The 13,172-nt window shown below is 55.4% G+C and carries 9 protein-coding genes; 5 read left to right on the plus strand and 4 right to left on the minus strand.

Annotation, left to right across the window (positions count from 1 at the left end):
• Window position 1 precedes the first annotated feature (1 nt).
• Entirely contained in the window at window positions 2–1,363 is a 1,362-nt protein-coding gene (locus BQ5361_RS04250) for a Na(+)-translocating NADH-quinone reductase subunit A (RefSeq protein WP_035473867.1), read from the minus strand.
• 320 nt (window positions 1,364–1,683) lie between these two features.
• Between BQ5361_RS04250 and BQ5361_RS04255 the strand changes: the two genes are divergently transcribed.
• The 3 genes from BQ5361_RS04255 to BQ5361_RS04265 are packed head-to-tail and all read left to right on the plus strand — an operon-like array spanning window position 1,684 to window position 4,014.
• The gene (locus BQ5361_RS04255) at window positions 1,684–2,349 is read left to right on the plus strand and encodes a TatD family hydrolase (protein ID WP_052131096.1); all 666 of its coding nucleotides are present in this window, start codon (window positions 1,684–1,686) and stop codon (window positions 2,347–2,349) included.
• A complete protein-coding gene (locus BQ5361_RS04260) occupies window positions 2,336–3,055 on the plus strand; it encodes a tRNA threonylcarbamoyladenosine dehydratase (RefSeq protein ID WP_035473869.1) in 720 nt (239 codons plus the stop codon). Before BQ5361_RS04255 ends, BQ5361_RS04260 begins: the two co-directional genes overlap by 14 nt.
• A 20-nt stretch (window positions 3,056–3,075) precedes the next feature.
• Complete coding sequence (locus BQ5361_RS04265; protein WP_022063610.1) at window positions 3,076–4,014, plus strand: NAD(P)-dependent oxidoreductase; 939 nt, start codon at window positions 3,076–3,078, stop codon at window positions 4,012–4,014.
• Window positions 4,015–4,098: 84 nt separating this feature from the next.
• Here BQ5361_RS04265 and gpmI read toward each other — a convergent pair whose 3' ends face one another.
• Window positions 4,099–5,640, minus strand: a complete 1,542-nt coding sequence (gpmI, locus tag BQ5361_RS04270; protein WP_022063611.1) for a 2,3-bisphosphoglycerate-independent phosphoglycerate mutase — start codon at window positions 5,638–5,640, stop codon at window positions 4,099–4,101.
• A gap of 68 nt (window positions 5,641–5,708) precedes the next feature.
• Window positions 5,709–8,336: an alanine--tRNA ligase gene (gene alaS / locus BQ5361_RS04275; RefSeq protein ID WP_035473871.1), complete on the minus strand. Its 2,628-nt coding sequence runs from the start codon at window positions 8,334–8,336 to the stop codon at window positions 5,709–5,711.
• A gap of 192 nt (window positions 8,337–8,528) precedes the next feature.
• Between alaS and BQ5361_RS04280 the strand changes: the two genes are divergently transcribed.
• Window positions 8,529–9,506 carry a M23 family metallopeptidase gene (locus BQ5361_RS04280; RefSeq protein ID WP_022063613.1) on the plus strand — a complete coding sequence of 326 codons (978 nt, stop codon included), beginning with the start codon at window positions 8,529–8,531 and terminating at the stop codon, window positions 9,504–9,506.
• A 4-nt stretch (window positions 9,507–9,510) separates the two neighbouring features.
• Complete coding sequence (locus BQ5361_RS04285; protein ID WP_022063614.1) at window positions 9,511–10,464, plus strand: M23 family metallopeptidase; 954 nt, start codon at window positions 9,511–9,513, stop codon at window positions 10,462–10,464.
• A 298-nt stretch (window positions 10,465–10,762) separates the two neighbouring features.
• Here the strand turns inward: BQ5361_RS04285 and feoB are convergent, their stop codons facing one another.
• Entirely contained in the window at window positions 10,763–13,126 is a 2,364-nt protein-coding gene (gene feoB / locus BQ5361_RS04290; RefSeq protein WP_035473873.1) for a ferrous iron transport protein B, read from the minus strand.
• Between the last annotated feature and the right edge of the window lie 46 nt (window positions 13,127–13,172).

The following is a 13,172-nucleotide window of genomic DNA, read 5'->3' on the forward strand; positions in this document are numbered from 1 at the left end:
CTTAGCTCAGCTCTTTAATCATCAAATTGATACCGTCCGCAATGACCGCCTGCATCTCCGTCTTGGAGGGGTCTACGAATTCGCAGAGCGCGAAATCTTCCGGAAGCACCTCGTAGATACCGAGATTCTCCATCTTGTCGATATCTCCGGCCATGCAGGCCTTAAGCAGATAAATCGGATAGATGTTCATCGGCAGATAGCGGTCGTAGAGCCCGGTCACCACCAATGCACGCCTGCCTCCATTCAGGTTGGTATCGAGGTCATACCTTTTCTTGGGCATGAGCCACGAGAAGTAGCTGCGGGAAACCGAAAACTTGTCTAAGCGCGGAGCTATCCACCCCAGCAATTCGTACTTATCGCCTTCGGGTATCATGGTTATCTGGTTATGGTAGACATCCAGATAGCCGTCGCCGTCGGTCTTCGTTCCGGTCAGTACGTTGCCGCAAATGATACGGAAACTCTCCCCGGCCCGCTGGTGCTTCACCCCTGCCGCCATGACCGGCTGCACGACCGAAGTACCCGCTATGACCGAAACATACTTGGGTTCGGTCACCTCGGAACCCGTCACGGCGATAACTTTCCGCATATCGACCGTTCCCGTATTGAACAGACGACCGATGACGGCCACGTTCTGTATATCCACCGTCCACACCGTTTCGCCCTTGTTGATGGGCGATACATGGTGTATCTGCACGCCCACATTGCCAACCGGATGCGGCCCTTCAAAAAGGTGCTGGGCGGCATTCGTCAAGCGGTTGAGCACACCGTTCTCGCCGTTGCGCAGGCCGAGGTGCACTTCGCCGTCGGTCAGTTTCTTCAGCGCCTCGATGCCCGCAACCAAGTTGTCGTATTCGTCCTTCAGCACGAAGTTCATATCGGGTGCGAGAGGAGCGGAATCGAATCCGGAGATGAAAACGGCTTTCGGCCGGTCACCCGGGTTTGCTATCGTCCCGTAGGGACGCTGAATAATAAGAGGCCAAAGCCCGCTTTGCAGCAAGACCTCGGTGATTTTCTCCGGAGTGGATTTAGCCGGAACGGGGGCCTGGAATTTCTCGTATTCGACAACCGGGTCGGCATCGATTACCACAGACATTATCCTGCGTTTTTCGCCGCGGCGGACAGCCGACACGGTACCGCTCACCGGCGAGGTGAAGAGTATCTGCGGACGCGCCTTGTCGAAAAACAGAGGGGTACCCGCTTTCACTTTGGCACCCTCCGAAACGAGCAGTTTCGGCGTGATGCGCGGAAAGCTATCCGGAACGACGGCATAGGTGGAGCCGACGGGCATCTGGACCACTGTCTTCTCCGCTTCGCCTACCAACCGGATGTCGAGACCACGTTTCAGTTTTATGACTTTCGACATACTATGATTTATTGATATGAGTGTTTCGGAACAATTGCTTACAAGTCTGTACGTTTGTGCCGGGAAACCAATACCCCGAAAAAAATCCACGGCAAATTTACGTTTATTTTCCCGGATTGATAACTTTAATGTGAATTTTTTCACACAATAATTCGGCACCTTTCCGAAATACCCTCACTCCGCCATTTCGACACACACAATAAACCTATATAAATCAATCAATTAAGACATAAAAACCAAAAGCAAAACAACTGTTTCCGACAGCCGGACAAGCACAAAACCGTATCTTCGCCCCGATTTTTCGTACCTTTGTTCGGCATATGATACCCTACACGAATATCCACACGCATCGCCCTCCCACTCTGGAACCGAAAGAGTGCATCGGCATCTCCTCTTTCCGTTTGGGATACGACAGCGTATTGCCTCCGGCCCCCTTTTCCGCCGGTATTCATCCGTGGGATGCGACGGAGGCATGCCACCGGCTCCCCGAGCTGCTGCAGCAACTGAAACGATGCGGAGCAGCGGCCGTCGGAGAAATCGGACTCGACCATGCTTCCGGCCGGAGGAACGAATCATGTCAGACAACAGTCCTGACTGCCCAACTGCAAAGCGCTTCGGCGCTCCGTCTTCCGGTCATTATCCACTGTGTCAAAGCTTTCGAGCTACTGATGGAACTTTTGGCCGCATACTCGCTGCCCGCCGTCATTTTCCATGGCTATACAGGCAGTCCGCAGCAGACCGAAAGGCTTTTCGCCGCCGGATATTACCTCTCGGTCGGACCGATATCGCTGCGGTCGCCCAAAACGGAAGCATCGCTCCGGGAAGCGCCTCTCCATCGTCTTTTCATCGAAACAGACGACAGCGACGTCCCGATAGAGCAGATGTACACTGCCGTCGGCGCCCTCCTCAATATACCCGTACCTGAACTGAAAGCAGACATATATCAAAACTTTAAAACAGTTTTCCCCGATTATGGAGTGGCTTGAAAGAACGGAACTGCTACTGGGCAGGGCAAAACTCGACAGGTTGCGGCAGGCCAACGTACTGATAGTCGGCCTTGGCGGCGTAGGAGCCTATGCGGCCGAGATGATATGCCGAGCCGGCGTGGGCAGCATGACCATCGCGGATGCCGATACGGTAAGCGCCAGCAATATCAACCGGCAGCTCGTCGCCCTTACTTCGACCATCGGCCAAGCCAAAACGTCGGTACTCGCTCAGCGTCTGCTCGATATCAATCCCGATTTACAGCTTCGTACGGTCGGCGAATTCATCAAGGACGAAGCGACCTACACCCTGCTTGACAGCGAGCCCTACACATACGTCGTCGACGCGATAGATACGCTCTCCCCGAAGGCGCATCTAATAAAAGGATGTCTTGACCGCGGCATTCCGGTAGTAAGTTCCATGGGTGCAGGAGCGAAGACCGACCCGACTAAAGTGGAAATAGAGGATATAGCACGTACCCACCACTGTCCCCTGGCCCACATGCTGCGCAAAAGGTTGCACAAAATGGGAATTCACACGGGTTTCCAAGCCGTCTTTTCGGCCGAGAAAATCCGGGAAGGGGCGATGATAATAGATGAACAGACCAACAAAAAATCCAACACGGGCACCATCTCCTACATGCCGGCCGTTTTCGGCTGCTGCTGTGCATCGGTGGTTGTCCGCGACCTTATAGGAGAATTGAGATAACAAAATACAAACGATTCATTATGGCGAATATAGTTTTTCTGGACGAATACAGTCTGAACGATGCGGACCTGAACGGCATCCGGGCTTTGGGTAACTACACCGGCTACGAATTCACCGCACCGGAACAGGTTCTCGAACGTGCGGCGAATGCCGATATTCTGATTGTGAACAAGGTGAAACTTACGGCAGACATCATCGGCAACCTGCCGAAACTCCGGCTCATCTGCGAAGCGGCCACCGGGGTGGACAACATCGACGTGCAAGCCGCCGCCGCACGCGGTATTCCCGTGAAAAATGCCAAAGGATACTCCACCCACTCCGTTGCGGAAGCCACGCTCGGAGGCGCGATAGCCATGCTGCGCGAAATCGTCTATTACGACGGTTTCGTCAAACAGGGCGAATACTCCTCCTCTCCGCGGCTCTTCAACTACGACCGCCCCACCCGGCAACTGTACGGCCGCAAATGGGGTATCGTCGGGCTCGGAGCCATCGGTCATGCCGTGGCGGAACTCGCCGGCGCTTTCGGATGCGAAGTGGCCTACCATTCGGTATCGGGGAACAAGCGGGCGGAGAAATACCCCGAAATGGAATTAATGGAACTATTGAAGTGGGCGGATATTCTGTCCATACACTCACCGCTTAATGAACGGACACGAGGACTTATCGGCATGGCGGAACTTCGTTGCATGAAACCGACGGCCATCCTCGTCAACGTCGCCCGCGGCGGCATCGTCGACGAACAGGCGCTCGCCGATGCACTCGACGGCGGCATCCTCTGCGGGGCCGTGGTGGATGTATTCTCACAGGAACCGATACCGGCCGACAACCCCCTGCTCAAAATAAAAGACCCTTACCGGCTGCTGCTCTCTCCTCACAATGCCTGGTCGGCGCAAGAGTCCATCGACAACCTCGTACAGGCAATCGTAGAGAATATCCAAACATTCCTCAAAGCGGCATAACCGTCAGCCGGATGCAAATCACGTCAGACACAGAGGGGGTACTCCGTGTGAAGTGCCCCCTCTGCCTTAGTTCTTAACTATCGTTTACTTGAAGCTAACGAGCGCTTTTCCTGTCATCTCCTTCGGCTGCGGAAGTCCCATCAGCGCAAGGACGGTCGGAGCGACATCCGCAAGTACGCCGTCGGCCACCGACGCCACCCTGTCCGACACGACGATAATCGGCACCGGATTGAGAGAATGGGCCGTATTGGGCGAACCGTCCGGGTTAATCGCATTGTCGGCATTGCCGTGGTCTGCGATGACGACCACCTCGTAACCGTTTCTCTTGGCAGCCTCTATCACTTCGCCGGCACACTCGTCCACCGCCTTGACCGCTTTGGTTATTGCATCGTACACGCCCGTATGGCCCACCATGTCGCCATTGGCGAAATTGAGGGCGATGAAATCGAAACGCCCCGACGATAGAGCCCCTACCAGCGCATCCTTCACTTCATAGGCACTCATCTCCGGCTTGAGGTCATAGGTCGCCACCTTGGGAGAAGGAATCAGAATACGCTCCTCATTGGCGAACTTCTCCTCGCGGCCACCGTTCAAAAAGAACGTGACGTGGGCATATTTCTCCGTTTCGGCAATACGCAGCTGATTCAGCCCGAGCGAAGCGACGTACTCCCCGATGGTATTCTGCACGTTCTCCTTGTCGAAGAGGATGTGCAGTCCGCGGAATTTGGCATCATAGGGCGTCATCGTACAATAGTAAAGAGGCAACGTATGCATTCCTTCGGCGGGCATATCCTCCTGCGTCAGAGCGATGGTGAGCTCCTTAGCCCGGTCGTTCCGGAAGTTGAAGAAGATGACCGCATCGTTATTCTTTATCGTACCTATCGCCTCGTCCCGTTCGTCCACCGCCACAATGGGTTTGATGAACTCGTCGGTCACGCCGTTGTCGTAGGATTTAAGAATGCTCGCCACCAGGTCGGTAGATTTCTCACCTACCCCGTTTACGAGCTGGTCGTAAGCCGTCCGTACACGTTCCCAACGTTTATCCCTGTCCATGGCATAATAACGGCCTATCACCGAGGCAATTTTCACGTTCGTGCCGTAAATATGGCGCTGAAGCGCACCGATGAAACCCTTGCCGCTGTGCGGGTCGGTATCGCGTCCGTCCATGAAGCAGTGAACATACGCTTCCGGTATGCCGTAAGCCTCCGACAGGTCGCATAATTTAAAGAGATGCTCCAACGAACTGTGCACACCTCCGTCCGACACGAGGCCCATGAAATGAATCCTCGTTCCTTTGCTGCGGGCGTATTCGAAAACGGCTTTTATCTCCGGATTTTCTGCGATGGAACCGTCCGCTATTGCACGGTTGATTTTCATAAGGTCCTGATAAACCACCCTGCCGGCACCTATATTCAGGTGTCCGACTTCCGAATTTCCCATCTGTCCGGCCGGAAGACCGACATTCTCGCCGTCCGTACGGAGCTGCGCATGCGGATAGTTCGCCTCCAGCGCATTGAGATACTCCGGATGAGCGCTCCACACCACATCCCCTTTGGAATGGTCGCCTTTGCCCCATCCATCGAGTATCATCAGCAACACTTTCTTATCTACTGTTTTGCCTGCCATAACCTAAACCTGTATATCTGTTCAATCTTTCTATCTCCGTTTTCCTAAAGATTCGGCGCGCAGATGGATTATCTTCCCAATTTGGTATTGATAAGCCGTTCGGCCGCCTCCATCGCCCTGTCGAGCCCTTCGGGACGTTTACCGCCCGCCATGGCGAAGAACGGCTGACCGCCGCCGCCGCCCTGTATCTCCCTGGCCGCCTCGCGCACTATTTCGGATGCGTTGAGTCCTCGCGCCACGACATCGTCTCCGAGAACGACGGCCAGATTCACCTTGCCGTCGGCCTTCGTCCCCAATACCATCGCCACATTCCGGAGACGCGGTCGAAGCATGAAGGCCACGTCGCGCAAATGTTCCCCGGCAAAGGGAACCTCCGCCACACGCACCGTCACTTCATCCGACGAAACGGCCAGCTCCGACCCCATCGTCTCGACGAACGAAGCTATCTTTTCCTTAATCAGTGCCTCCAATTTCTGATGCAGCTCGGCATTATCCTCGAACATCTTTCTGACCGCCTGCATCACGGAAGGCGTGTTCACCAACTGCTGGATACCCTGCAAGGTATCCTGCATGACATACACGAACTCCTCCGCCTTCGCACCCGTAACCGCTTCGATGCGGCGCACGCCGGCCGATATGGCACTTTCGGAAAGAATCCGGAAATAACCGATATTACCGGTAGCCGAAGCGTGCGTTCCGCCGCACAGTTCTATCGAATCGCCGAAACGTACCGTACGTACCACCTCGCCGTACTTCTCACCGAAGAGCATCATCGCCCCCTGCTTTCTCGCCTCGTCAATCGTACTGTTCCTGTTCTCTTCGAGCGGATAGTTGGCACGAATCATCGCATTCACCATCCGTTCCACCTCCCGAATCTGTTCGGGCGTCACTTTCTGGAAATGCGAAAAGTCGAACCGCAGATAATCGGGACTCACGAGCGACCCTTTCTGCTCCACATGCGTACCGAGCAGGGTACGAAGGGCACGGTGGAGCAGGTGTGTGGCCGAATGGTTGTTCGCCGAAGCGATACGCCTCCCCTCGTCCACGACGGCGATGAAATCGGCCGCAGGATTCTCCGGCAGTGTCTCGGCAATATGTACCGTCAGGTTGTTATCCTTCTGCGTATCGACTATCGTAATCCGTTCGTTCGCACTCCCTATGTAGCCGCTGTCACCTACCTGGCCGCCGGAATTGCCGTAGAAAGGCGTACGGTCGAAGACGAGCTGATAAAAGGTCTTTCCCTTGGTCGTCACGCGACGGTAACGGGCGATGCGGACTTCGGCACGCAGCGTATCATAACCGACGAACTCGCTTTGTTCCACGGGATGTACCTGTACCCAATCGTCCGTATCCACCGCGGCGGCATTGCGCGAACGCTCTTTCTGTGCAGCCAACTCCCGTTCGAACCCGGCGAGGTCCACCCCCATGTCGTGCTCCCGGGAAATGAGCTCGGTCAGGTCTATCGGAAAGCCGTACGTATCGTAAAGCAGGAAAGCATCCTTGCCGCTTATCTCTTTCACACCGTCGGCCTGGGCCCGGCGGATGACGCCGTCGAGCAGATTGATGCCGGTGGAAAGCGTCCGAAGGAAAGCGCTCTCCTCCTCCTGGATAACGCTTACGATAAGCCCTTTTTGGGCGACAAGCTCCGGATACTGCCCTCCCATCTGTTCGGCGAGGGTATCCACCAGCCGACAGATGAACGGCTCGTTGAATCCGAGATAGGTATATCCGTAACGTACCGCACGGCGCAGGATACGGCGGATGACATACCCCGCCTTCACGTTCGACGGCAGCTGCCCGTCGGCAATCGAAAAGGCGATTGCCCGCAGGTGGTCTGCCACGACACGCATGGCCACGTCGCTGCGGGGGTCGTCCCCGTAACGTTTGCCCGCCATCCCGGCTATCTTCCGGATAAGCGGCTGGAACACATCGGTATCGTAATTGCTCTGCTTGCCCTGCATTATCATACAGAGCCTTTCAAACCCCATACCGGTATCGACATGACGGTGAGGAAGCTCTTCCAAGGTACCGTTGGCCTTGCGGTTGTACTGCATGAAGACGAGATTCCATATCTCGATGACCTGCGGATGGTCGCGGTTCACCAGCTCCCGTCCGGGTTTCGCGGCACGCTCTTCGTCCGAACGCAGGTCGAAATGAATCTCGCTGCAGGGACCGCAGGGACCCGTATCGCCCATCTCCCAGAAATTATCCTTTTTATTGCCGCGCAAAATCCGCTCTTCGGGAAAGAAACGTTTCCAATACGCATACGCCTCGCTGTCGAACGCCACACCGTCCTCCTCGCTTCCTTCGAATACCGTCGCATAGAACCGGTCTTCGGGCAGCCCGTACACCTTCGTCAGCAGCTCCCACGCCCACTCGATAGCCTCTTTCTTGAAATAGTCGCCGAACGACCAGTTGCCGAGCATCTCGAACATGGTGTGATGATAGGTGTCATGCCCCACTTCATCGAGGTCGTTGTGCTTGCCCGATACGCGAAGACACTTCTGCGCATCCGCCACACGGGGGTATTTGGCAGGGCTGTTGCCGAGGAAAATATCCTTGAACTGGTTCATGCCGGCGTTGGTAAACATCAGCGTCGGATCGTTCTTTACGACCATCGGTGCCGAAGGTACGATGGTATGCTGCTTGCTTCTGAAAAAATCCAGAAAGGTCTCCCTTATCCTGTTCGATTCCATAGTCAGGTAGATATACTATTCCGATTATCCGTTACGTTATTCTTCCAAGTTGTCCGTCGCGAAGCCGATGCTCCGCATATGCGATGAAAACGAGGTTGTAAAATTACGCAAAATCGCCTAATTTTGTATATCCGGTCTGTCAAATAGACCGCGAATATTCTACACGATATTTTAAGAGGGGGATACTGACGGATGCCGGGAAAGGAATACAGGTTCAATCCGGAGACGCTGACATACGAAGAGGTGCGCGAACCGCTCCGTCTGCGCATATACCGCCTGTTGCGGAAAGGACTGGTGGTAATCATCACGGTATGTATCGTCAATCTTCTTTTCTCGTTCGTCTTCCATACTCCAAAAATGGACCGCATCGCACGCGAGAATGAGGAGCTGTTGCTGCGGTACGCCCTGCTCGACGACCGTATCCGCGAAGACGCAGAGCGTCTGGATGCCATGCACCAACGGGACATCAGCGTTTACAGACCGCTCTTCGGAGCCGATTCCCTCGACATAACGGGTATCTATGTGCCTTATCCCGATTCCGTTTACGCATACCTCGATGCCTATCCCTACGGCGACCGTATAAAGGCAAGCTGGCAACGGCTCGACCGGGTGACGCGCCGCACTTACCTGCAGTCGCGCTCTCTCGACGAACTGCAGCTTCTTGCCACGGACAAAGAACACATGGCCACCGCCATCCCGGCCATATGGCCCATCGACAAACGAGACCTGCGCAACAGCATCGGTGCCTACGGAGGCCGGATGCACCCCATCTATAAAAGATACATCAAACACGACGGCATCGACCTTCCCGCAAAAATAGGCGACCCGGTCTACGCGACGGGCAACGGTGTCGTGCAGTCCACCGACATCGGTTTCCGCAATCGGGGATACGGCAGGCAGATACTTATCGACCACGGTTTCGGTTACAAGACACGCTATGCCCATCTTTCCCAGATAGACGTGGAGCCGGGGCAGCACGTCACCCGCGGCGAACAAATCGGACGCGTCGGCAACACCGGAGCCTCAACCGGCCCGCACCTCCATTACGAGGTAATCTACATGGGACACACGGTAGACCCCATCAACTACTTCCGCAGGGATATGGACGACGAGGAGTTCGAACGCATCATCCGGGCGGCACGGGAGACCACATACGAAATATTCGAATAACGGTATGGGCAGGCAGCATAAGATATTCCCTCCGCTGGAGGAGAGGCGCACGGTCGTGAAGCGAAGGATTTTCCGTCTCTTCATCAACCTGTTCGTCCTGCTCGGTGCCGGAGTATTGTATTATGTGGTATTCTCTTTCTTCTTCGATACCCCGCAGGAGTACAGCATGCGTAAATCGACCGAAGCCATGCGGCGCGAATACGAGGCACTCTCAAAACGCCTCGAAGAGGTGGAGGCCGTACTCGACAATGTGGAGGAGCGGGACCGGAACGTCTTCGGCATCCTATTCGAATCGGAACCTTACGTTCTCGACGAATACGCCTCTTCACGCTGGAACAGGATGGAGCGACTGCTCTCGATGAGCAACAGCAGCCTCGGTGCCCATCTTTTGGAACACACGGCACTTCTCGAAGAGGGATTGGACAACCTCTCCCGCTCGTTCGACAGTATCCGCGGGAACGCATCGGCCCTCGACGGCGCGGCAGACGCCATACCGGCGATACAGCCCGTCATCAACAACGACCTCACCCTGTTGACCGCTTCGTTCGGAATGCGGATACATCCCTTTTACAAAAGCCTGTCGCAACACAATGGCGTCGACTTCACCGTACCGGAAGGTTCCCGCGTCTTTGCCACGGCAGACGGTACGGTCACGGAGGCTACCCGACGGAACTCCTCTACGGGACTGACCGTAACGATAGACCACGGCAACGGTTATCAAACCCGCTACGGACACCTCAGCAAGACATCGGTCAAGAGGGGACAGAAAGTAAACCGGGGAGACATCATCGCCCTTTCGGGCAACTCCGGACTCTCGCTCGCCCCGCACCTCCACTACGAAGTCATCTACAACGGCCAGCCTGTTGACCCCGTCAACTATTTTTTCATGGAGCTCTCTCCCGCCGAGTACCACCGGCTGATACGCATAGCACAGAGCGGCATGCAGTCGTTCGACTGATTCGCCACGCGCCACATTCCATAACGTATCCCGACAAAAAGGGCAGGAGCGCGGAAACGCTCCTGCCCTTTCAATCTGTTTCGACGAAGATGGACCTAACGCTCCCTGCCGGCTCCACCAGCCCGCTTTTCGGACTCCCCGCAGCAGCAGTTTTTCCCCCCGCTGCAGCAATTGGGGCATCCTCCTCCCCGTCTTTTCCCTGCCACGACTCTATATATCCTATACACAAGGTAGGCCCCTACCGCCACACCTATAACATAGACGATTATCATCTGTCCAGACATCTCCGTACCTCCTTCTATATCAACAATACCGCTATATGATACACGACAAAGGCGATTATCCACGCCACCACCGTATTGTACACGAACGAGAACGCCGCCCATTTCCATCCTCCGGCCTCCTGCTTTATCGCTACGAGCGATGCGAGGCAGGGGAAATAGAGCAATACGAAAACAAGGAACGACAGGGCGTTGGCCTTGTTGAAATCGGATACGCCGGTTTGGGGATTCACCTCGGTCAACCGCTGTGACAGCACCGCCGTATCGCCGTCATCGTCCGTACCGGCATACAGCACGCCGAGCGTACTCACCGTCACCTCTTTGGCGACAGCCCCCGTCAGCAGCGCCACGCTGGCTTTCCAATTGAGTCCCAGCGGTTCGACGAGGGGTTCGGTGAACCGTCCTACTCGACCAATATAGGAATCCTCCTGCTGTATCACAGGGTCGTCATGACGCGGAAAATAACTCAGGAACCAGACACAAACGGAGGCCACGAGGATAAGACCGCCCATTTTCCGAAGGTACATGGCTGCCCGCTCCCACATGTGCCGCAGGACGCTCCGCGACGTAGGAACCCGGTAAGGCGGCAATTCCATGACGAAAGGCGTATCATCTCTCCGGAAAAGGAATCTTCGCAGCAATTTCGCCGTAATGACAGCCACTACGATACCCAACAGATAAAGGCAGAACAGCACCGTACCGGCATGGGCCGGGAAGAAGACGCCGGCCAACAGCACAAAGACCGGCAGCCGTGCGCTGCACGACATGAAGGGGTTTATCAGAATGGTAATCAACCGGCTGCTTCTGCTCTCGATGGTACGCGTGGCCATAATGGCCGGTACGTTGCATCCGAAGCCCATGACGAGCGGAATGAACGACTTGCCGTGCAGGCCTATCTTGTGCATTATCTTGTCCATAATGAATGCCGCACGGGCCATATAGCCGGAATCCTCCATGAGGGATATGAACAGATAGAGGATAAGGATATTGGGCAGAAAGACGATAACTCCCCCCACACCGCCTATGATGCCGTCCACGACGAGGTCTTTCAGCGGGCCGTCGGCCATAATCCTCCCCAGCCATGCTCCCAACGCACCGACACCATGCTCTATCCACTCCATCGGGTATGCGCCGAGCACGAATGTCGCCTCGAACATCACCCACATGATGAAGAAAAATATCGGATATCCCCACACCTTATGGGTGACGATGGTATCAATGATATTCGTCGTCTTCTCCTTTTCGTGCGTTCCCGGCGTATAGGTCTCCTTCAGGGCGCCCGCTATGAAACCGTATTTCTCATTGGCGATGGCCGTCTCGATGTCCTCTCCCAGCTCTTTCTCGATACGTTCCACCTCCCGGTCGCGCAAACCGACCCACTCGGCGTAACCGGCCCGTGACGACAGCAGCCTCTCAACCTCCCGGTCACGTTCCAACATCTTCAACGCAAGGTAGCGGGTGTGATAGTTCGCCAGCGAGGAGTCTTTCTTCATTCCGGCCGCGAGACGTCCGACACTCTCCTCGATACAGGCCCCGTGATTGATGTGTATATGGTGCGAGAGGGTGTCCTGACCGTTGTCTTCATACAACGCTATCACCGTATCGAACAATTCGTCGATACCTTTGCCCGTCTTCGAAACGGTCGGCACCATCGGAACGCCGAGCAGTTCGCCGAGCAGCCGGTAATCCAGCTCCGCCTTGTCGTTCTGCAGTTCGTCGTACATGTTGAGTGCCACGACCATCCGCAGGTTGATATCAATCAATTCCGTAGTAAGGTAGAGGTTGCGTTCGAGGTTCGAAGCCGTAACGACGTTCACCACCACATCCGGCGTATGTTCGAAAAGCTGGCGCCTGACATACACCTCCTCCGGCGTATAGGCCGACAGCGCGTAAGTTCCGGGCAGGTCGTATATATTGAACTCATATCCCTTGTAACGCATGTGCCCCAGTTTGGCGCCTACGGTGACACCGCTGTAATTCCCCACATGTTCGTGACTGCCCGACGCGATATTGAACAGCGAGGTCTTTCCGCTATTGGGATTGCCCACCAACGCCACGTTTATCCGCTTTCGGGAACGGTCCACTGCCCGCTCCATCGCCTCGGCCGCAGACGTGCCGCGGATACTTTCCGCCTGCAACGCCATATCCCGGGCCTCTTCTTCCGTAATCACCTCTATCATCTGGGCTTCGCTGCGACGCAGCGAAACCTCGTACTCCATCACCTTGTACTTGATAGGGTCTTTCAGCGGAGCGTTTTGCAAAACCTCCACCCGCTTGCCCCGCACGAATCCCATCTCCATGATGCGGCGCCGGAATCCCCCATGGCCGAGCACCTTGAGAATAACGGCGCTCTGCCCTGTCTTCAAGTCGGAAAGACGCATATCGAATCTATTATTTGAGCCCACAAAGGTGGGAAAAAATAGTCGG

The sequence above is a fragment of the Tidjanibacter massiliensis genome, from assembly GCF_900104605.1.
Lineage (GTDB): Bacteria > Bacteroidota > Bacteroidia > Bacteroidales > Rikenellaceae > Tidjanibacter > Tidjanibacter inops.